General features: G+C 46.7%; 18 protein-coding genes. 10 read left to right on the forward strand and 8 right to left on the reverse strand.

Going from position 1 to position 19540, the window contains the following annotated elements:
• Nucleotides 1-123 precede the first annotated feature (123 nt).
• A complete protein-coding gene (locus tag TON_RS08610) occupies nt 124-1623 on the forward strand; it encodes a carboxypeptidase M32 (RefSeq protein WP_012572649.1) in 1500 nt (499 codons plus the stop codon).
• 68 nt (nt 1624-1691) lie between these two features.
• Here TON_RS08610 and TON_RS08615 read toward each other — a convergent pair whose 3' ends face one another.
• Together TON_RS08615 and TON_RS08620 are read right to left on the reverse strand one after the other, a co-directional pair.
• On the reverse strand, nt 1692-2042 hold the full coding sequence (locus TON_RS08615; protein WP_012572650.1) for an ASCH domain-containing protein: 351 nt from the start codon (nt 2040-2042) through the stop codon (nt 1692-1694).
• A gap of 9 nt (nt 2043-2051) precedes the next feature.
• Complete coding sequence (locus tag TON_RS08620; protein WP_012572651.1) at nt 2052-3164, reverse strand: geranylgeranyl reductase family protein; 1113 nt, start codon at nt 3162-3164, stop codon at nt 2052-2054.
• Between the two features lie 61 nt (nt 3165-3225).
• Here TON_RS08620 and pcp point away from each other — a divergent pair, with 61 nt between their 5' ends.
• Nucleotides 3226-3828 (forward strand): pyroglutamyl-peptidase I, encoded by a 603-nt coding sequence (pcp, locus tag TON_RS08625; RefSeq protein WP_012572652.1) that lies wholly within the window; start codon nt 3226-3228, stop codon nt 3826-3828.
• 50 nt (nt 3829-3878) lie between these two features.
• Nucleotides 3879-5873, forward strand: coding sequence for a DUF460 domain-containing protein (locus TON_RS08630; protein ID WP_048055111.1), 1995 nt, complete (start codon nt 3879-3881; stop codon nt 5871-5873).
• Nucleotides 5874-6011: 138 nt separating this feature from the next.
• Here the strand turns inward: TON_RS08630 and TON_RS08635 are convergent, their stop codons facing one another.
• A complete protein-coding gene (locus TON_RS08635; protein WP_012572654.1) occupies nt 6012-6983 on the reverse strand; it encodes a TIGR00269 family protein in 972 nt (323 codons plus the stop codon).
• Between the two features lie 106 nt (nt 6984-7089).
• On the opposite strand from TON_RS08635, the gene TON_RS08640 reads away from it, so the two are divergent.
• Complete coding sequence (locus TON_RS08640; RefSeq protein ID WP_012572655.1) at nt 7090-7818, forward strand: hypothetical protein; 729 nt, start codon at nt 7090-7092, stop codon at nt 7816-7818.
• On the opposite strand, the gene TON_RS08645 is transcribed toward TON_RS08640, so the two are convergent.
• From TON_RS08645 to TON_RS08655, 3 genes are read right to left on the reverse strand one after another with little or no spacing between them, the layout of a single operon-like run.
• Nucleotides 7815-8954 carry a site-2 protease family protein gene (locus TON_RS08645; RefSeq protein ID WP_012572656.1) on the reverse strand — a complete coding sequence of 380 codons (1140 nt, stop codon included), beginning with the start codon at nt 8952-8954 and terminating at the stop codon, nt 7815-7817. The genes TON_RS08640 and TON_RS08645 overlap by 4 nt on opposite strands.
• 51 nt (nt 8955-9005) lie before the next feature.
• Nucleotides 9006-9890, reverse strand: coding sequence for a glycosyltransferase (locus TON_RS08650; protein WP_012572657.1), 885 nt, complete (start codon nt 9888-9890; stop codon nt 9006-9008).
• Complete coding sequence (locus tag TON_RS08655) at nt 9887-11164, reverse strand: sulfatase-like hydrolase/transferase (protein ID WP_052289029.1); 1278 nt, start codon at nt 11162-11164, stop codon at nt 9887-9889. Before TON_RS08655 ends, TON_RS08650 begins: the two co-directional genes overlap by 4 nt.
• A gap of 147 nt (nt 11165-11311) precedes the next feature.
• Between TON_RS08655 and TON_RS10150 the strand changes: the two genes are divergently transcribed.
• From TON_RS10150 to TON_RS08685, 6 genes are all read left to right on the forward strand, one after another.
• On the forward strand, nt 11312-12403 hold the full coding sequence (locus TON_RS10150; RefSeq protein WP_012572659.1) for a glycosyltransferase family 4 protein: 1092 nt from the start codon (nt 11312-11314) through the stop codon (nt 12401-12403).
• Nucleotides 12404-12488: 85 nt separating this feature from the next.
• Entirely contained in the window at nt 12489-13691 is a 1203-nt protein-coding gene (locus TON_RS08665) for a glycosyltransferase (RefSeq protein WP_012572660.1), read from the forward strand.
• A complete protein-coding gene (locus TON_RS08670; RefSeq protein WP_012572661.1) occupies nt 13642-14079 on the forward strand; it encodes an acyltransferase in 438 nt (145 codons plus the stop codon). The genes TON_RS08665 and TON_RS08670 overlap by 50 nt, the downstream gene beginning before the upstream one ends.
• On the forward strand, nt 14076-15209 hold the full coding sequence (locus TON_RS08675; protein WP_012572662.1) for a DegT/DnrJ/EryC1/StrS family aminotransferase: 1134 nt from the start codon (nt 14076-14078) through the stop codon (nt 15207-15209). The genes TON_RS08670 and TON_RS08675 overlap by 4 nt, the downstream gene beginning before the upstream one ends.
• Complete coding sequence (locus TON_RS08680; RefSeq protein WP_012572663.1) at nt 15209-16234, forward strand: SDR family NAD(P)-dependent oxidoreductase; 1026 nt, start codon at nt 15209-15211, stop codon at nt 16232-16234. Before TON_RS08675 ends, TON_RS08680 begins: the two co-directional genes overlap by 1 nt.
• On the forward strand, nt 16221-17183 hold the full coding sequence (locus TON_RS08685) for a sulfotransferase domain-containing protein (RefSeq protein WP_048055112.1): 963 nt from the start codon (nt 16221-16223) through the stop codon (nt 17181-17183). Before TON_RS08680 ends, TON_RS08685 begins: the two co-directional genes overlap by 14 nt.
• Nucleotides 17184-17225: 42 nt before the next feature.
• Here TON_RS08685 and TON_RS08690 read toward each other — a convergent pair whose 3' ends face one another.
• Together TON_RS08690 and TON_RS08695 are read right to left on the reverse strand one after the other, a co-directional pair.
• A complete protein-coding gene (locus TON_RS08690; RefSeq protein WP_012572664.1) occupies nt 17226-18776 on the reverse strand; it encodes a flippase in 1551 nt (516 codons plus the stop codon).
• Nucleotides 18777-18796: 20 nt separating this feature from the next.
• Entirely contained in the window at nt 18797-19540 is a 744-nt protein-coding gene (locus TON_RS08695) for a sulfite exporter TauE/SafE family protein (protein WP_012572665.1), read from the reverse strand.

The raw sequence follows: 19540 nt of genomic DNA on the forward strand, positions 1-19540 counted from the left end.
TGAACCGGTCTTTAAGCGATTTCCGGTTGAGTAATCGATTTCTACCCCTCCGTTCAGATGTTCATCGAAAAGATTAAAAGAGCCTAATTCCAATGCTGAATCAAAGAGAGTGGGGTGGTTGCTATGGAGGAAGTTTTCCAGAACGAAACCATCAAGCAGATTCTCGCCAAGTATAGGCGCATCTGGGCCATTAGCCACGCCCGGAGCGTCCTTGGCTGGGACATGGAGGTTAACATGCCTAGAGAGGGCATATTCGAGCGCTCCGTTGCCCAGGGTGAGCTGAGCGTTCTCAGCCAGGAGTTCCTCCTCAAGCCCGAGTTCGTCGAGCTCGTCGAGAAGGCGAAGGGAATCGAAGACCTCAACGAGTACGAGCGCGGCGTCGTTCGCGTCCTCGACCGCTCAATCAGGATAAGCAAGTCCTTCCCACCTGAGTTCCTCAGGGAGATGAGCGAGGTAACGAGCCAGGCAACGAAAGCATGGGAAGAGGCTAAAAGAACCAACGACTACTCCAAGTTCGAGCCTTGGCTCGACAGAATCATAGACCTCGCCAAGAGGGCCGCTGACTACCTCGGCTACGAGGACGAGCCTTACGATGCCCTGCTCGATCTCTTTGAGGAGGGGACAACCACAAGAGACGTCGAAAGAATGTTCAAAAAGCTGGAGAAGGAGCTCAAACCGCTCCTCGAAAAGATAATGGACGAGGGAAAGGTTCCGCAGAGCCACCCGCTCGAAAAGGAGAAGTACAAGAGGGAGCAGATGGAGCGCGTTAACCTCTGGATTTTGGAGAAGTTCGGCTTTCCGCTCGGCGTCCGCTCGAGGCTTGACGTCTCGGCCCATCCGTTCACCACGGAGTTTGGCATAAGGGACGTCAGGATAACGACCAGATACGAGGGCTACGACTTTAGGAGGACCATACTGAGCACTGTCCACGAGTTCGGTCATGCCCTCTACGAGCTCCAGCAGGATGAGCGCTTCATGTTCAGTCCGATCGCTGGAGGTGTCTCCCTTGGAATCCATGAGAGCCAGAGCAGGTTCTGGGAGAACGTAATCGGAAGGAGCAGGGAGTTCGCCGAGCTGATTCACCCAGTGCTCAAGGAAAACCTGCCGTTCATGGCCAACTACACGCCCGAGGATGTTTACCTCTACTTCAACATGGTCAGGCCGGACTTCATCAGGACAGAGTCTGATGTTGTAACCTACAACTTCCACATACTCCTTCGCTTCAAGCTCGAGAGGATGATGCTCAACGAGGGCGTCAAGGCGAAAGATCTCCCTGAGCTCTGGAACGAGGAGATGGAGAGGCTCCTCGGCATAAGGCCCAAGACCTACGCCGAGGGAATACTCCAGGACATCCACTGGGCCCACGGGACGGTCGGCTACTTCCCGACCTACAGCATCGGAACGCTCCTTTCAGCGCAGATATACTACCACATGAAGAGGGACATTCCGGACTTCGAGGAGAAGGTTGCCAGAGCCGAGTTCGAGCCCATCAAGGCCTGGCTGAGGGAAAAGATACACCGCTGGGGCAGCATCTACCCACCGAAGGATCTCTTAAAGAAGGCCATCGGAGAGGAGCTGAACCCGGAGTACTTCGTCCGCTGGGTGAAGGAGAGGTACCTCTGAGGTTTCTCCTTTCTTTTCCTGTTTGTGAAGTTCTAAAAGAAATTTTGGATTGATGTGCTCCTCATGGGTTATGGATTCTCTTCCCCAACCCACCCAACAGGCTCTACCTCTATCGCCGCAACACCGTACTTCTTCTCCTTATCCTCGCTGTAGAACTTTCTGTAAACCTTCACACCTTCCTCGATGCTCTTTACCCCTGGTAAGACGTTCTCAAGACCCTCCTTCCCCAGCATCTCTCTGAAGGAGGAGTAAACCCTGATGTCCTTCACGACCACCATGAGCTTGTTCTCGAAGATTATCGTATCGCCCGGCTTTATCCCCTGCCTCTTCTCGTCGTAGAGCCTTCCCTCGACCTTCTTCCTGCCCTCGGCTATCGCCTTGAGGTACTCCTCCTGAAGACCCATTCTCCACGTTACCATACTCCCACCTCACACGAGGTACCTGACGATGCTCGGGCTTATCCTCAGGAGCTTCGCAAGGAGCTTTGGCCTTCTAAGTATGGCTTTGGTGGTCTTAACATGGTCATCGAAGTCAGCTTGACTCTCTATTACCTCCCTTGCTTCCTCACTTCCGAGAACCTCAAAAATCTTTTCGATGTCGTCCTGACTCAGGCCCCTGAAGACTTTCCTGAAGCGAAGCCCAAAGGATATCTGTCTCTTTATGTTCTTGCACAGCTTTTCATATTCCTCGGGCCTGCCTTCGAGAAGGGCGCTTCTAAGGGCGTGGGCGCAGATCATCCCGAAGACTATTCCTCCCGCCGTCGTGGGCTTTATCTGAAGTGCCGCATCGCCTATAAGCGCCACATTCCCCCTTATCCAGGGCTTTCTCACGCCAAAACCGACGCTTCCTGCCTTGAACTCGACCACAGCGTTCGGCTTGAGCATCCGGATCTTGAGGAACTTGTAGAGTGCTTCAAGGCCTCCGAAGGTTCCGACTCTGGCCAGACTCTCGTTTACCGGCGCCACCCAGAAGAAAAACTCCTCGTTGATGTCCTTGTTCACCCATACCTCTACGAAGTCAGGCTTGAACTCACCAACGACCTCGACCTCGTAGCCGCTCAGGAACTCCGCCTTTGTCTGAGCTCTAATGGCTTTTGCCACGGTGCTGCTCACGCCGTCGGCACCAACGTAGAAGCCAGCTTCGATCTCAAACCTCTCGCCAAACCTCTGAAGAACTGCCCTTCCGTTCTTGAAGCCTAAGAAAGTTGTGCTCATGTAATAGTCGGCTCCCCTCCTAACGGCTCTCTCGGCGAGGCTCTTCTCAAGGATTTTCCTGTCGACAAGGTAAGCCTGCGGTGATTTTCTCTCTATCTCGAAGCTCTGTATTCTGGAGTAGAAGACTGCTCCCCTGAGCTTGTTGAGGATGGCCTCCTCCGGGAGACCGAGCCTCTCGAAGTTCTCTGCCCCTATTATCCCGGTGCAGGCCTTTCCCCCGAAGGAGCCCTTCTTCTCCACCACCGCTACTTTGAAGTCCCTCGCGAGCAGGTTAGCGAGATAATTGCCAACGGGTCCGCCACCGATTATAAGAACGTCGTACCTCATTCTCATCCCTCAAGCTGAGTGTGTTTTTAAACCTAAAAACCTAACCTTTTCGGTGGTCATCATGAAGGTGCTGATTACTGGTTTCGAGCCCTTTGGTGGGGAGGAAATAAATCCCTCGTGGGAGGCAGTCAGGAGGCTGCCGGACGAGATCGCCGGTGCAGAGCTGATAAAGCGCCAGCTTCCAGTTACTTTCAGGGGCGTTAGGGAGCTCCTGCCGAGGCTCATAGTGGAGACAAAGCCGGATCTGGTCATTCTGACCGGGCAGGCCGGCGGGAGACCGAACATCACAGTAGAGCGAGTTGCAATAAACGTCATGGACTCGACGATGCCCGACAATGAGGGATACACACCGGAAGACGAGCCGATTTTTGAGGGGGCACCGGATGCATACTTTGCCACACTTCCAATAAAGGCCATCGTGAAGGCTTTGAGGGAAGCAAAGATACCCGCGGCCGTTTCAAACACCGCCGGAACCTACGTCTGCAACACGGCTATGTACACTGTCCTCCATACGATAGCCGTCGCAGGAATGGAAACCAAAGCCGGCTTCATCCACGTGCCTTTCATCCATGAGCAGGCCCTCGATAAGCCGAGGCCTTCAATGGCCTTAGAAACGGTAGTGAAGGCCTATGAGGTTATCATTAAAACCTCGCTGAAAGCCTGATAACCTTTTTAAGACACCCCTCTAACTTTTTACAAAACCCTTTGAGGGTGGTGCCTATTCTAATCCTCGGAATTGACATAATAAGCGAGCATCCAAAGAGGTTTGCCGTCGTGAGCTGGTTCAACGGTAGAGTAGAGAGGAAGGGTGAGTTCACTCTGTACCGCTTAATCCGCTTCATCCAGAGCAAGAGACCGGATATGGTTGCCATGGACAGCGTTACCGAGCTGGGTGACGACCTGAGAAAGTTCCTCCGGGCACTACCCAGCGGAACGAAGCTTGTCCAGGTGACGGGGAGACCTGGGGAACAGCGCTCCCTCTGGGGCCTCGCGAGGGAGCATGGGATAAGGATAACCGACAAGTTCGACCCCTACGAAGAAGCTAAAGTCTGCGCTCTCCTAGCTTCGAAAGGAATAGGTTATGAGGTTTTGGCTTTTGAGGACGAGGTTATAATCAAGGTGACGCGGGGGAGGAGCCATGGGAAAGGCGGCTGGAGCCAGGACCGCTATAGAAAGCGTGTCCACAACCTGGTTAGAGACAAGGTTAGGGAGATAGAGGACAGGCTGAGGAGGGCCGACGTTCCCTTTGATTTAGAAGTTGAAGAGAAGGACTACGGTCTGGCGAAGGGCGAGTTTAAGGTCTACGCGAGCAGGGAAGAGCTGGCTGGCCTAATAAGACCCATGCGCGGCGGCGACGTCGAGGTTAGAATTTACCCTGTCGAGAGGGCCGAGCTGGGTTTTGCTCCTCTGAAGAGTGAGAGGGCCATAGAGGAGCGCAGAAGCATAATAGTCGGCATAGATCCGGGAATAACCGTTGGAATAGCGGCTATCGATTTAAGCGGAAACATAGTAGCTCTCCACAGCGAGAGGAACATGCCTGTCGGCGAGGTCTTCCGCTTCATAAGCGACGTCGGTCATCCGGTAATAGTGGCAACCGATGTTAATCCTGCCCCTGGTTTCGTCGAGAAGATAGCCCGCTCATTTAAGGCCCAGCTCTTCGTCCCGAGGGAGAGCCTCCGCGTGGAGGAGAAAAACGAGCTTTTGAGAAACCTCGGTGTAAGCGTTGAAGACGACCACCAGCGCGACGCCTTGGCTGCAGCCTATAAGGCCTACCTTCGCCTGAAGCCCAAGCTGGAGCATGTAGAGGCGAAGCTGAGGGAAGCCGGGCTGATCAAAAAGGCGGATGAGGTCAAGGCCCTTGTGATTCAGGGCTACAACCTCGGCGAGGCTATGCAGCGCGTAACCATCCGTGAGAGGCCAAAGAGGGAAGAGGAGAAGCCTGAGGAAAAGCCGAGTGTTGATCTCGAACCATACCTGAAGAGAATTCGCGAGCTTGAAAAGAGGATTGAGTTCCTCGAGAGGGAAAACGCTGAGCTGAGGGAAATCATAAAGGAGCAGAGGAAGACGATAGGGCGGCTCGAGCGCAGGCTTGTTGACTATGACGAGGAGGTCAGAAGGAAGGTTCTTCGCGAGAGGGAGCTTGAGGCTAAGGTCAAGCGCATAGAGATGCTTGAGAGGGAACTTAGAGAGGCCAAGGCGATAATTGAAAGGCTGAGCAGAGATTTGGCTCAAGTTAAGCGGATGAACGTCGTTGAGATACGGGGAAGTGCAGTTCCGCTCAAGGTCATGGAGGTTCTCAGTTGGCGCGAACTCGAGAGGCTTGAGAGGGAGATAGGCATAAGGAGGGGTGACGTCCTCTTCGTAGTTAATCCCGCTGGAGCTGGAAAAGCCATAGCGGAGTCCCTGATCGAAAAGAAAATCCGTGCGCTGATAACCGAGAAGCCCCTGCCTCAAGCCGTCGCTGAGATTCTCAGAGAAGCTCACGTACCATTTTTCACCTCTGAAGAGCTGGACGTCAAGAGGGTTGACGAGTTTGCCGTCGTGGAGAGGGAAAGGCTGGAGAAGGCCATCGAGGAACTCTTGGCGAAGTGGGAGGAGGAAGACCGCGAAAGGGAAACTGAAAAGTTCCTCCGCCTTATTGAGGAGTACCGCATTGAGAGGGCCAAAGAGCTGATTAGAAAAGCTGAGGACGAGTCTAAATCTCGCTGAGGACCTTCTTCAACGTCGCTGGGTACTCTGTTATTTCCTTTGCTCCGTTTCCGTTATTTTAACTGTAGTTCTAGGTCTATCGGCGATTACCTTGTAGAACTTCGAGCACATCAAGCAGGCCTCTGAAGGAACCCTCTTCTATTCCATTCTGAAGGTCAGCCCCTTTTCCCTAGCCTTTCTCTCTACCTGTAACCTGAACTGGCAGGCCTTGCATATCTCGCCCGTTGTCGGCTGGCCGCATATCTTGCAGCGGTTAAGCTCGCTCGTCCGTTTGGTATAGGTTTTTGCTATGAGAGGGAAGAGTTTGTCGTAGCTCCTGAGAATCTGGTACTTGGTTCCTGGATGCTTCTCTTCCATCTCGTTGATCCAGTCCCTTATCTCGGCGCGGAAGGCTTCGACAGCGTAGGGGCACTCGCTCAAATCGACTTCAATCTCGTTCAGCACTGCGTAGAGTATTATCTCCTTCTCGGGAATCTCGCGGAGGGGCTTTATTCTTGGAACAAGCTCAGGATGAATCTCTTCGTAGTAAGGCCCGGTTCTGCCCAAGCGGGCAATGTCTCCCCTAAGTATGTTCATTATGAACATCTGAACCTCATCGTCGAGGTTGTGGCCGACGGCTAACTTATCAGCCTCCACCTCTTTGGCCGCGTGGTTGAGAAGCCACCTCCTCCAAACTCCGCAGTAGGAGCAGGCTCCGACTCTTTCACCCTTCTCAAAGCTTCCCATTATCTCAACTGTTTCGTCGAGGGTGAATCCTATGTATTCCTTGAACGAATAAATATGATGCTCTATACCGAGCTTCTCCGCGTTTCTTCTGGCTATCTCCACGCTCGGTGGACGGTAGCCGGCTATTCCCTCGTCTATCGTCACCGCCACCAGCTCGAAGGGGAACTTTTTCTGGAGCTTAGCAAGGAGATGGAGAAGAACAACGCTGTCCTTTCCGCCGCTCACGCCAACGGCTATCCTTTCACCCTTCTCTACGAGTCTGTACTTCTTAACGGTCTCCTTAAACTTCTTCTCTACCATCTCGTTGAAGTGCTTCTTGCAGTAGTACCTTCCCGTGTAGCGTGCATGGTAGACGGCTGGTCTCCCGCATTTAGAGCATCTCATGCTATCCCTAAGTGGGTAATCTAGTGGGCTTAAAAAAATTCACATTGGAATCTATCCTAACGAAATATTAATATTGTTTAAATCGACAAAAGTATTGGTGGGGGGAATGCTGAGCACTGGTATAAAGAAGTTTGACAAACTCATAGGTGGTGGGCTTTTAGAGGACTCTGTCTTGTTGATAGTTTATGATACGTATTCCCTCGGATGGATCCTGGGTGCTAAAATTCTAAAAAATAGAATGGACATGGGTGATTTTGGGGTAATAATAAATACTGTCCTCCCTCTTTCTGCTCTTAACATGGAGCTAAACTTTGCTGGTATCGATATATACCATGAGGGAGAACGCGAAAATTTGGGTGTTATTGATATCTTTGCATCATATAACCAGTTGAGATACCCTTATCGTTACGTGCGTACCTTACCAAATTCGGATGTATCTACCTTCATTCCAAAGTATGTTGCGGCTTACAGGCAGCTGCTCAGGGAATATGTAAAAGACAGAAGGCCGGTGGGTTTAGTAGTAACATCCGACGGATTTGGATTTCTAATGGGGGAACGTACTTCAATCCGCCTAAATCAGAAAATTTTTGCATTAAAAGAAACTGCAAGAATAACTGAAAACAGGAAGCGACCGATAAATATCTGGTTGCTAAACAAAGATCGTGTGTCAAAACGATACATGTCTTGGCTGGCATTGTACAGTCAGTATATTGTCGAGTTTCGTTCTGGTGACCTGAAATACGAAGAGATGATCATAAGAAAATCTCCACTACCTGACTTTGAGCCGGGAGCTTATAAATTCCGGATAAAAGGAGGTAAAATAAGGATATCTTAGCCCATAATACCCCTTAAGGCCGGCCACAGGTTCAGCGCTAGGAGGAACAATCCGACTCCTATCGTGAAGTACCTTACGGGCTTGGCCACATTTTCCGGCAGATACGTCTTGACTACATCATCGAGCATCCTGCCGCCGTCCAATGGAACGAGTGGGAAGAGGTTCATGAGGCCGATTCCAAGGTTGAGCACGTATATCCAGTAGAACGTGAAGAACAGCGGAAAGATTATGTTCTCGTGTCCTACCTTTGAGACGTAGTGTGGTGCTGGATAAATACCAATATAACCTCTTTCCGGGTTATCCGGGTGCGCTCCGAGCTTCAGCTGGAGGTTTATTTCATTCCCGCCCCTCAATACGGTGATTGTCAGCACTTGGCCTGGCTTAGTCGTGTTCATGAAATTAATGAACTGCTCCATGTCCTTGATCTGCTGACCGTCCATTGCGATTATTACATCCCCCTGCTGGAGAACGCCGTAAGCGGGACCGTCTTCAAGGACTCCAGAGACGAGTATTCCTGCCGGCTGGAGAACCGGGGTTATTGCGAAGTTGATTATGAGAACCGCTATCAGAGCCGTCACTATGTTGGCGAGCGAGCCTGCGCCGTAAACCCTCAGCCTCGTTCTCAGTGGGGCTTTCTCAAGGGCCTCCTCGTCGGGCTCAACAAAGGCACCGGGGATTACGGCGAGAAGAACCAAGCCGACTGACTTTAGGGGCAGATTTTCAGCCCTTGCGACTACTCCATGACTCAGCTCGTGGACGACCATGACAACTACAAGGGCTATCAGGCCGTATGAGAGGGGAATCGTAATGCCTGGTATCACAAGCTGGACTCCGGCCTGCTCGCCTCCGGTCTGTATCGTATTCATCGCGGTCTTTAGGAGGGCGTAGAAGACATAGGCCATGCCAAGGAAGCCGAGGGCTATTCCTATATCTCCATAAACCCTCCAGAAGCGCTTCCATCTATGGGCGAGATTGTCTATAAAGCCTAACAGTTTCTTTGTTCGCCACATAGCTATGAAAAGGTCAACAGCCAAGCCCTCTTCATTCTCTTCGTCGTATTTTCTCCCGAAGAGGGCGTAGAGCACGGCCCAAAATGCTAGGATGCCAATGATCATCATGGTGAGCGTGCTGTTCATTTGAGTCACCTAATAAAGCGTTTTCGAGCTGAGTTTAAAAAGTAATCGCACTCACAGTCTGCCCAGGAACTTCAGGATGTATATCTTTGTTCTCACATCGAAAATAGAGCCGAGAACATCTTGGAGATTGCCCGTCATCGCGGGGTTAAGCTTGAAGGCCCTGAGTACATCCTTTTCACCCGTTCTGTCACCGCTGAACAGCTTTAGAATACCTATCTGGAGAAGGTGGTAGCTCAAAACTTGAGGGTCATGCCTTATGTCCCCATGCGCCTCTATCATTCTGTACCTGCCGGCCAGATATTTGGCAAAGGAGAACTGGCCAGAATGGATGGAGTAGTTTACGAGAGGTTCGTCTATTGCCTCGAAGAGACATACTCTTGACATCCTGAGCCACATATCCCAGTCTTCGCACGTTGGGAAGCTCATTCTGAATAGGCCCGCCCGTTTGAAGCACTCCCTTCTCACCATAATCGTTGACGTTCCCGTTATGTTGTCCTTCAGCAGGTGACGGTAAACGTTACCCCTAGCCTTTGGCTTTTTAGTTCCAAGGATTTTGTTTCTCTCGAGATAGTAATAGTTGAATGCCGTGTATATGAGGCCGTATGTGGAGGGTAAGCTCTTAAAAAGCTCCATCTGGAGCCCGAGCTTTTCCGGAAGCCACTGGTCGTCGTCATCCAGAAAGGCTATGTACTCTCCCCGCGCTTTCTTAACGCCGAGGTTCCTCGCGTCGGCTATCCCCTTTCCTCTCTGCGGAATGTAGCGAAGCCTTCCATCCCCGTACGAGCGTACGAGTTCCCTCGTTGAATTGCTTCGCGCACCGTCTATTACGAGAACTTCGAAGTCGTCGAATCCCTGGCTTAGAACGCTTTCAATGGCCCGCGTTAAGAGCTTGTTTCGGTTATATGTGGGGATAACGATGGAAACAGCTGGCCTCACTTGGCCACCCCCTTGCCTGCGAAGAGGCTTAGGTGTTTGACTATGAGCTTTTTGGCGATATTCCTGAACTCTTCTTCGTTTTCCGCGTTTATTTCTTCAAAGCACCAGTCCTCAACGTTGAAGACAGCCGTGCCATCCCTGTGGTAGAGCTTCAGCCTGTACTTCTCAAGCTCTTGGACGAGCTCCTTTTTATCCTTCGCCAGATTTGGATACGGATAGTGGGTGCCAAAGCTCTCCGCTATGGTGTACTCTGAGGTAAGGCTGAACTCCTTGCCTTGAATAATGCTTAAAATTAGGGGCTTTATCCTTGCAAGGCTGATGTATCCGTTCTCCTCCTTGGGGGGCTCTTTATTGGGCAATCTGATGAGAAGGGGAACTCTTAAAAGCTCGTCATGGAGAAAAACGCCGTGCCCAAGCTTTCCCCCATATTCCCCGAGCAGCTGGCCGTGGTCGCTAGTCACTATGGTTATGGAGTTCTCGAGTATCCCCTTTTCCTGAAGGATACCGAGCATCTCCACGAGTCTTTTTTCAAGGTATTTAACCTGTTCTGGATACCCTTTCCTCCACTTCTCCACCAGCTCGGGCTCTTCCCCGAGGAGTCTGTTGACCACGGGGGCATCTGTGAACCCTTCAAAGAGGGAGTATGGCTCGTGGACTTCCATCAGGTTGATGAAGATGTAGGATGGAGCCTTAAAGTTGAGTTCCTTAAGGAGCTCGTTCGTAACTTTTGCACCCTTGTCCTTTGGCCATCCTTCTCCATATCTGCTTATGATTCTCCAAAGGACTTTGAAAGGCAGGACGAACTCCTTATCTTTCATCAAGGCTTTGACAAGCTCCAGCCCATTTTTGGGCTGATACTTTTTGAGCACCTTGTTGAGCGCCTCTCTGTCCCGATCCTCGATGAGGGGTTTTAGCGTGTCGTGGAATTCGGAAAAGCCCTTTATCCCAAAGTCTGGCCCGATGAAGAAGTTTGCAGTGAAGAGGTAGGTCGTATATCCGAGGGAAGCTAAAACCTCTTGCAGGTACGTCCCATCCTCCCTGAACTTCACGTCAGGCACTTTCCTCTTCTTGCCCTCGTGCACACCGTGATAGAGGGGGTAGAGGCCAGTGAACATCGATGCATGACTCGGGATAGTCCATGGTGAGGGGGCTATTGCGTTCTCGTATCCTGTGAATCCGAACTCCTTAACCAGTTTATCCTCTATCCCATTGGAGTAGTCCTTTCTGAGGGTATCAAGGACTATTATGATTACATGGGGTTTATTCATATTCATCCCTCACCTTGGTTAAACTATTCCGATATTTAAATTGTCTGTATTGATATGGCCCTTGAGGCCATATGAAGTTGACCTGAAACATATTGGGTCATGCCAAAAAAACTTAAATTGTAGTGAGCTCTCCAATATCATCGGGGAGAATGTATGAAACGGGTTGTGATGACTCTCAGTAATCCCTTCAAACCGGATCCTCGAGTCTACAAAGAGGCATCCAGCCTCGTGAAAGCTGGATATGATGTTACTATAATTGCCTGGGATAGGGAGGAAAAATACCCCAAGATGGAGACTATGAATGGAATAAAAATCCTCAGGATTCACATTAAATCTTGCTATGGACTTCCACTGTGCTTTACTGTGGGTTTATTCCTGTTTTACCTGCGCTCTCTGTTTTTGTTAATGAAGATGGACTTTGACATTATACACACCCATGACTTTGACACTGCAATTCTGGGATTTATTCTCAAAAAGATGAAAAATAAGGTGTGGGTGTATGATGTGCACGATCTGTATGAGAGCATGGTCAAGCTGGTCTCAGGTGAGAAACTTGCTCGGATTGTGAGATATGTGGATTCATATTTTCAGAAAAATGCAGATTTGGTATTTACTGCGAGTCAGAAAGTTAAACAAGTGGTCCAAAGAAACAACAAGAATGTTTTTGTTATCTTAAACACAGTTAACCCAGATTATCTCAAAAATCTCCCGAAGTATCCTACTTTCACGATTTTTTACGGAGGAGTACTGTCGGGAAACAGATTTCTTCTGGAGATGCTTAAGATTGCGGAACGCCTTGGCGTAACTTACAGGGTTGCGGGAAAGGGATGGGTTGATGTTGAAGAGATTTTGAAGAAACAGCTGGGAAAGAATTTCTTGGGGTTCATACCCCATGAGCAAATATTTGTTGAACTTGAGAGAGCACATCTAACCTTTGCGATCTATGATCCGCGTTTTGAAAACATCCGATTGAGTCTTCCCAACAAGGTATTTGAGGCTGCTAGTGTTAAGACTCCAATTTTGGTATCCCGTGGGACAGCACTGGCTGAGCTTGTTGAAAGCATGAAAATTGGGTGGGCTGTGGAATATGAGGTAAGGGATGTTGAAAATATGGTGTTCTTTTTGTTAGCGAATCCAAAACATCTAAAAAAGGCTGGACATATAGGCCATAAAATTTATCTAAAGAAGTATACGTGGAATTTTGTTGAGCAGATTTTGTTTGGGGTTTATCCTTGGGGTGGGTGAATATTATGACGTGGAATTCTTGGAACATATATTTTAAGAATAAATTCAGACTAAACTGTCTTATAATGATTTAGAGGTGCTGGAAATGGTATCTGCTTCTAGAAAACACCAGAGAAAGGTGAAAATATGCCTTTGGGGTAACAGGGGTTCGTTTTATGAGACCCATATTAGACTCCTTAAATCGTGCAAGGATTACTCTGTAGTTTCAATAGGTTCCTCTGATGCCAAGGAAGTTGATATAGAACTGTTTGAATCATCTGATGAGGGGAATATTCTACGAATATTTATGGGACTACTTGGAAGGCTATTTCGGGTTCCATTCCTCTTTTCAAAGCTCGATGCTTGGTGTGATGTGCATATCGTTCATTATTTGAATATCTGGTATCTTTTTGCATTGGCAGTTTTACCTCTTAAGAAACCTGTGGTGTATGTTCCTTATGGTACTGACTGGAAATTAAGAGAAAAAACTGGGAGAAAGAAGCCACGTATTTATCGGTTAATATTTAATTTTGTAGTAAAAAGAAAGCTCTCTCTGATTTTATTCGAATTCCATTTCAATTCAAAGTATTTTGCTGAAATATGGGAGATGCGTGACTCTCGAAAGATGTTCTTAACAATTATTTTTCCGATTAGGAGTCCCTTCTATTCTTGTAGAATAAACGCTATTCGGAAAAACCCGAGATACACTCTAATCTTCTCCCCAAGGGCGTTGCTACCTTTTTATAACCACCATTTGTTGGTGGATATATTGAGCAAGTCAGAGTTCAAGGAACAACTTGTGTTGCTCTTCATTGATACATTCAATTTAAAGACAGTATATGCTCAGCATGTTGTCTCTAAAGCTAAAGAATATGGTATTAAAACCTCAGTTATTCCACGATTTTTATCTGCTGAGGAAATGGCTAGGATGTTCCTTTTATCTGATTTTAACGTTAATATCCCTATGGATGACCAGTTTGGAATGTCTATAATGGAAGGGGCATTGCTTTGTAGTGTTCCAGTCTTAAATAAAAATATATGGTCATACTATGATATTATGAGTTATAAGAATGCGATATTTGTTGATCCATACTCTCCAGAGGAAGCTGCAAAGACCCTCGATAATGCGTTTTCCGATAAAAAATTTCAAAGAAAAATGTGCAGGATTAACAGAAAGATTTTTGAAAACCGCAGGGAATCAATAGTAATAGATAACCTGAGAACTGTAATCAACAGGATACTGAATGGTGGTGGTTTTGATGTCCACCCGGTTTATAGAATGGAGACCTCCCGAAATACAACATGGTAAATTAACTCGTTGGAACTGGATGGTTCAGTATCCTGAGGGTCTTAAACTGGGCAAATATACAGATATTGGAGCATTTACCTACATAAATGCCAAATATGGTGTCACAATTGAAGATTACGTCCAAATAGGCTCTCACTGTTCGATTTATTCTGAATCGACCATAGATGGGAAGACTGGCCAGGTTATTATCAAAAGAAATGCTAGGATTGGAAGTCATAGTGTGGTAATGCCTGGAGTTACAATCGGAGAAAACTCGATAATTGGTGCGTTCAGCTTTGTGAACAAGGATATTCCACCAAACGTCATAGCATTTGGTGTTCCAGTGAAAGTCTACCGGAGACTGACTGATGAGGAAATAGAGAAACTGATGGAGGGGATTAGTAAATGAAAATTCCCCTATTTAAAATCTATTGGGATAAGAATGACATAGCTGCTGTTGAAAAAGTGATTCGTTCTGGGATGCAATGGTGTATTGGGGAACAAGTAATAGAACTTGAAAGAAGAATCTGTGAGTATATTGGGACTAAGTACTGTGTGACATTCAATTCTGGTGGCTCAGCACTTCATGCACTTATGCTAACCTACAAGTTTGGACCTGGAGATGAAATAATTGTTCCCTCGTTTACGTTCATCGCTACTGCTTATGCCCCTCTGTATGTAGGAGCAAGGCCGGTCTTTGCTGATATTGAAGAGAAAACTATGGGTTTGGATCCAGAGGATGTCAAGGAGAGGATAACTCCTAAAACAAGGGCGATACTAGCAGTTCATTATGGTGGGATGCCATGTAAAATACGGGAGCTCAGGGAGATAGCTGAGGATTATAACCTTATATTGATTGAAGACGCCGCTGAGGCCTTTGGAGCCAGAGTAAAAGATAGACACGTTGGTACCTTTGGGGATGCTGCCATTTTCAGCTTCTGCCAGAATAAGATTTTCACGACAAGCGAGGGTGGGGCAGTGGTTACAAATGACAAAAATGTATACGAACGGCTAAAACTTATTGCTTCTTATGGCAGGATTACCGAGAAAGACTACTTCACTTCTAGAGCAACGGTTGATTATGTGGAAGTTGGGTATAACTGGAGACTCTCAACCATTTTAGCTGCACTGGGATTGTCGCAGCTAGAGAAAGTCGACAGGCTAATTGAATTGAGAAGAAAAAATGCACATTTATTAAACAACGCTCTCAGGAAATTAAAAGGACTTTATGTGCTGGATGAACCTGAGGACTATTTTGCCGTTTACCAGCTGTATACACTAAGAGTTCTGGATAGAAACAAAACAAGGGACGCACTTATGGAATATCTATCAAATAGGGGGGTATCCACTAGGGTTTACTTTGAGCCAGTGCATAAGTACACAGTATTTAGAAGTTTAGGATATCATAATGTTGATCTCCCTGTAACGGAAGAGATTTCCTCTCAAGTTTTGAGCCTACCAATGTATCCCCATATGACCAAGGGAGAAATAGATTACATAATCTCATCGATTAAAGACTTCTTTGAGGGTGAAAACTGATGGAAGAAAACGTATTCAAAAATAAGAATGTTCTTGTCACGGGTGGTACAGGTAGCATTGGTAGGGAGATAGTTAGGCAACTCCTGAGGACTGAGGTTAACAAGGTTGTGGTGATGAGCAGAGATGAAATTAAACACTTCATCATGAGAAAAGAGATACTAGACGATCGCTTGGAATTTGTGGTCGGTGATGTGAGAGACTTTCAAAGTGCCAGTAATGTATTTAAACTATATGACATTAATATCGTGTTCCATGCTGCCGCAATGAAACATGTGGTTATCTCAGAAGAGTTCCCTTTTGAGGCAGTGAAAACAAACATTATAGGAACTCAGAATCTTGTAGAATTGGCCCTCCATCATGGAACTGAAAAATTCGTTACAATAAGCACTGATAAAGCTGCAAACCCCACCACAGTCATGGGGGCTACAAAGTTCATTGCTGAAAGGATAACGTTGAATGCAAACAAGCTTGCCAAGAATGAAAGTGCATTTATGGTAGTGCGATTTGGAAATGTTGCCAACTCAAGGGGTTCAGTAATCCCTATTTTTATTACTACCTTAGTTAACAAAAAAACATTGTTTGTCTCTGACCCTGAGGTTACACGGTTCATTATGAGGATTTCAGATGCTGTACGGCTTGTCTTTAAGGCTACTGAGCTAGCGGAAGGGGGTGAGTTATTCATACTGAAAATGAATGCCTTTAAACTGGGAGATTTAGTAGAGGTTATGAGAAGAGACATTGCCCCATTAGTCGGTATTGATCCTGGAGAGGTCACTGTGAAACTTATTGGCCTATCTCCGGGGGAGAAATTGCATGAGGACTTAATAAACGAAGTGGAAAGTCATTATATAGAGGACTTAGGAAACATGTATAGAATTAAAATTGGTGAACCCTCCTTGGGCGAAGTTCATTCCAATGTTGTAAAATATAGTTCAAAAGAGGCGCCAAAACTGTCAAGAAAAGAATTAAGGGATATAGTTTTGGAATACCTCAGAATAGGGGGTCAGCATAATGGAGAGCAATAAGTCTCTTCCAAATTTTTTCATAGTTGGGGAGCCCAGAAGTGGCACGACTTCCCTATATCACTATCTTAGGCAACATCCTGAGATATTTATGAGCTGGATAAAGGAACCGAATTATTTTTGTAAGGACTTTCATGAGGAAGTCTTACAATTTTTTAAAGATGAAAAGGAACTCCTAGTTCGTTTTCCTTATCATGACTATCGCCGTTATGTTAGCTTATTTCAAAATGCTACTGGATATAAGGTAATTGGAGAAGCATCCGTGATATATCTGTACTCCAAAGTAGCCGCTCAAAATATCTATGAGTTTAATCCTGAGTCAAAAATACTTGCTGTTTTTAGGGAACCTAGTGACTTTTTATATTCCCTGTATCATGTGTTCCTTCGGGAACTTCATGAGACTATTGGGGATTTTAAAAAAGCGCTTGACATGGAGCCTCTTAGGAAACAAGGAAAATACATACCTAAATATGTCCTGTTCCCGTCGATGCTATATTATTCAGAATGGCCCAAATATTCTGAGCAATTAAGCAGGTACTATAAATATTTTGACCCATCACAGGTTAAAGTTATAATATTCGATGACTTAAAATCGAATCTGGAGAAGACGTATCGTGAGATACTTCAATTCCTAGGGGTCAGTACTAATTTCATTCCTAAATTTAAAGTATACAATTCGAATTCCACTTATCGATTCCCAGTTCTAAAGAGGTTCATAATTGAGGTCTCAAAAACATCGCTTCGCGGTGTAATCCCTGAACGGCTTAGGAAGCTCATTTGGCGCGAGTTTATTGTCCCCCTGAACAAGCTCAATATGAAACCTCTTCCACGTGAACCTCTGCCGGAGGATATTCGCTTTAGCCTAATGAAGCAGTTCAAGTCGGAGATCACGAGGCTTGGGGATTTGATTGGACGAGATTTAGAGCTTTTGTGGGGATATGAAAACGTATGAATACATTGTGAGTGATCATTGCACATCTCAGATATGTGCGCTTCAATTGGTAAATGATACGAACCGCTCAATTAATCTGAGAAGTTTGCCCAAAAATGGAATATGGAACTTTTTTTCTATTGTCTTCATCAATTCTATATCTTCTATATCCACGCTTCTGCTCAGCAGGATCAGTATAAAGTAACTTCCCATAAACAGAAGAAGTGTGAAAAAGACATGCAATATATCTCCTGTTTTAGGGTATAGAATTTTAATCAGTCCTAGCAAAACAATGCTGATAATTAATGACTTCATGTAATTCCTGCTGAATGGATGTATTCCTGTTTTTTTGTAGAGCCAGTATGACTTAAGTATATTCACAATAAAATATGAGATTGTCGTGGCAAGTGCCGCGCCGTCCAGTCCATACACAGGAATAAGTATGATGTTCAAGACTATATTAAATACTGCAGCGAATATATTGCTGATCAGATTTGCATTTGTGTCTCCTATGACAATCAAACTGAGTCCATTTAGACCAAGAAACGTGTGGAACATGAAACCCAGAGACAAAATCTGAAGAGCTAGGGCTGCTGGAACGTATCGGTTACCAAACAGGGAACTTATTATTGTTTCGGGGAAAAGTAACATCGCACTGAACAGAGGCAATGTTATTAAAAATGTCCACTTTGTTAAAATTTGGTACACTCTTCTCATGGCCTCTGTTTTCTCTTCAGCATACAATGTGGTTACAATAGGGGTATATATGGTGCTGGTGGAAGCTAGGACTATCGTAATGAGGCGTGCTAGGGGAGTGGCGGCGCTATATATCCCGACAACCTCAGAGGAGATGTAGTATCCCAACATCAGGGTATCAGTCCAGTTCATGATAAATCCCAAGATTCCAGTGAGCATCAGGGGAATTGAGAAATTTATGAGGTCTTTTGCTATCTTTAGACTTATTAAAAATCTAAACTCGAAAAGCTTGACTTTTCTTACGTCAATACTTAGCGCTAAAAATGTAACTGTCTGTGAGAGTACATACGCGAAGAATACGTATGTAAATGGGAATTTCATAAGAATCCCTACCAATATAAGGATTAAAAACGCTACTGGCGGGGCTATATTTTGAAAATATACCTTTTCCCGGACCCTGCCAAATCCGTGGGAAACAGAAATTACTGTTGTAGTTAGGGCAGAAAACGGGAGTGTAAACGCCATTATCTTCAAAGCTAGGTTTAGCCCGTCTTCATTGAAAATTCTAGAAATCCCTTCAGCTCCAAGAATTAAAATTGTCATCCAGACAACACTGTTGAGCGTTACGATAATCATGGCCGTTGAAATTAACTCTTTAATCCTTGAAGGCTTTCTTTTTTTATAAAAAGCAATCTCTCTCGGAAGAGAATTCTGAAAACCAAGAGTGACAATAACAAGGACAACACTCAAAACTGTCAAAGCCAGATTAAACGTTCCATACTCTGAAGTTGAAAAGTACCTTGCTATAATAGCCCTATTGAGGAATCCAAAAAACATCGAAATAACAGTCCCTATGAAAACTATTCCGGTACCTCTCGCGATCCTCTGGAGTGCTTGGCTCACCTCGCTCTTGGTCATGAGTCCCACCAGTTTTGCGTTCACCTATTCAGCAGTGTGAACACTCCTATCAGCAGGATTATGATGTTTATCACCCTTTTAAGCTTCTCCCTATCTGCCATCGTGTTCACGTGGGTCCCAAAATAAACGCCGGGCAGCGTACCGAGGATCAGCGCAGCTGCAAGGTGATAATCCACGCTTCCCATGAGGGCATAGTTGAGGAAGCTGAAGGTCGAAAGGGCTAGCCCATAGACTATCGTAACGCCGACAACTTCTTTCGGATCAAGCCTCGCCACGTTCATCAGTGTGAAGCTCACTATGACGCCAGCTCCGACGGAGGTGAACTGCACGGTAAGTCCAACGATGAAGCCGAGGAGATAAACGTAAGTCCACCTCGGCTTTATTGGAACGTGGAGCTCACCCTTGAGGAGGCCCAGAACCGCGCTGATGACCAGAATAAGGCCGAGGAGAAGTGTTAGGTAGTCGTTGAGGACTTCCTTGTTTATCTCCCTGAGCATCAGTCCACCAAGGGCTATCGCTGGCAGGCTTCCTGCGAAAAGCCTCAGTGATACGTCATACCTTATCCTGCCCCTCCTGTGGTGGAAGAAGACACCAAAAATCCGCGTTACGGTGGCGTAGAGCAGGTCTGTGCCTACCGCTATAAGCGGCTCCACGCCGAGGAATATAAGGGAGGGGGTCATTAGGGCTCCTCCACCTACGCCGGTTAACCCGACGAGGAAGCCCACGAGGAGGCCCAGACCGACGAAGATTATCAGCTCCTCCAT

The sequence above is a fragment of the Thermococcus onnurineus NA1 genome (genome assembly GCF_000018365.1).
In the GTDB taxonomy this organism is placed as follows: Archaea; Methanobacteriota_B; Thermococci; order Thermococcales; family Thermococcaceae; genus Thermococcus; species Thermococcus onnurineus.

Bases quoted from the DNA above. Each gene is read 5' to 3' on its own strand.
- TON_RS08615 (WP_012572650.1), bottom strand. From the start codon at position 2,042: ATGGTAACGTGGAGAATGGGTCTTCAGGAGGAGTACCTCAAGGCGATA.
- TON_RS08635 (WP_012572654.1), bottom strand. From the start codon at position 6,983: ATGAGATGCTCTAAATGCGGGAGACCAGCCGTCTACCATGCACGCTAC.
- TON_RS08645 (WP_012572656.1), bottom strand. From the start codon at position 8,954: ATGAACAGCACGCTCACCATGATGATCATTGGCATCCTAGCATTTTGG.
- TON_RS08690 (WP_012572664.1), bottom strand. From the start codon at position 18,776: ATGACCAAGAGCGAGGTGAGCCAAGCACTCCAGAGGATCGCGAGAGGT.
- TON_RS08640 (WP_012572655.1), top strand. From the start codon at position 7,090: ATGCTGAGCACTGGTATAAAGAAGTTTGACAAACTCATAGGTGGTGGG.
- TON_RS08665 (WP_012572660.1), top strand. From the start codon at position 12,489: ATGGTATCTGCTTCTAGAAAACACCAGAGAAAGGTGAAAATATGCCTT.
- TON_RS10150 (WP_012572659.1), top strand. From the start codon at position 11,312: ATGAAACGGGTTGTGATGACTCTCAGTAATCCCTTCAAACCGGATCCT.
- TON_RS08610 (WP_012572649.1), top strand. From the start codon at position 124: ATGGAGGAAGTTTTCCAGAACGAAACCATCAAGCAGATTCTCGCCAAG.
- pcp (WP_012572652.1), top strand. From the start codon at position 3,226: ATGAAGGTGCTGATTACTGGTTTCGAGCCCTTTGGTGGGGAGGAAATA.
- TON_RS08655 (WP_052289029.1), bottom strand. From the start codon at position 11,164: ATGAATATGAATAAACCCCATGTAATCATAATAGTCCTTGATACCCTC.
- TON_RS08620 (WP_012572651.1), bottom strand. From the start codon at position 3,164: ATGAGGTACGACGTTCTTATAATCGGTGGCGGACCCGTTGGCAATTAT.
- TON_RS08675 (WP_012572662.1), top strand. From the start codon at position 14,076: ATGAAAATTCCCCTATTTAAAATCTATTGGGATAAGAATGACATAGCT.
- TON_RS08680 (WP_012572663.1), top strand. From the start codon at position 15,209: ATGGAAGAAAACGTATTCAAAAATAAGAATGTTCTTGTCACGGGTGGT.
- TON_RS08685 (WP_048055112.1), top strand. From the start codon at position 16,221: ATGGAGAGCAATAAGTCTCTTCCAAATTTTTTCATAGTTGGGGAGCCC.
- TON_RS08670 (WP_012572661.1), top strand. From the start codon at position 13,642: ATGTCCACCCGGTTTATAGAATGGAGACCTCCCGAAATACAACATGGT.
- TON_RS08695 (WP_012572665.1), bottom strand. From the start codon at position 19,540: ATGGAGGAGCTGATAATCTTCGTCGGTCTGGGCCTCCTCGTGGGCTTC.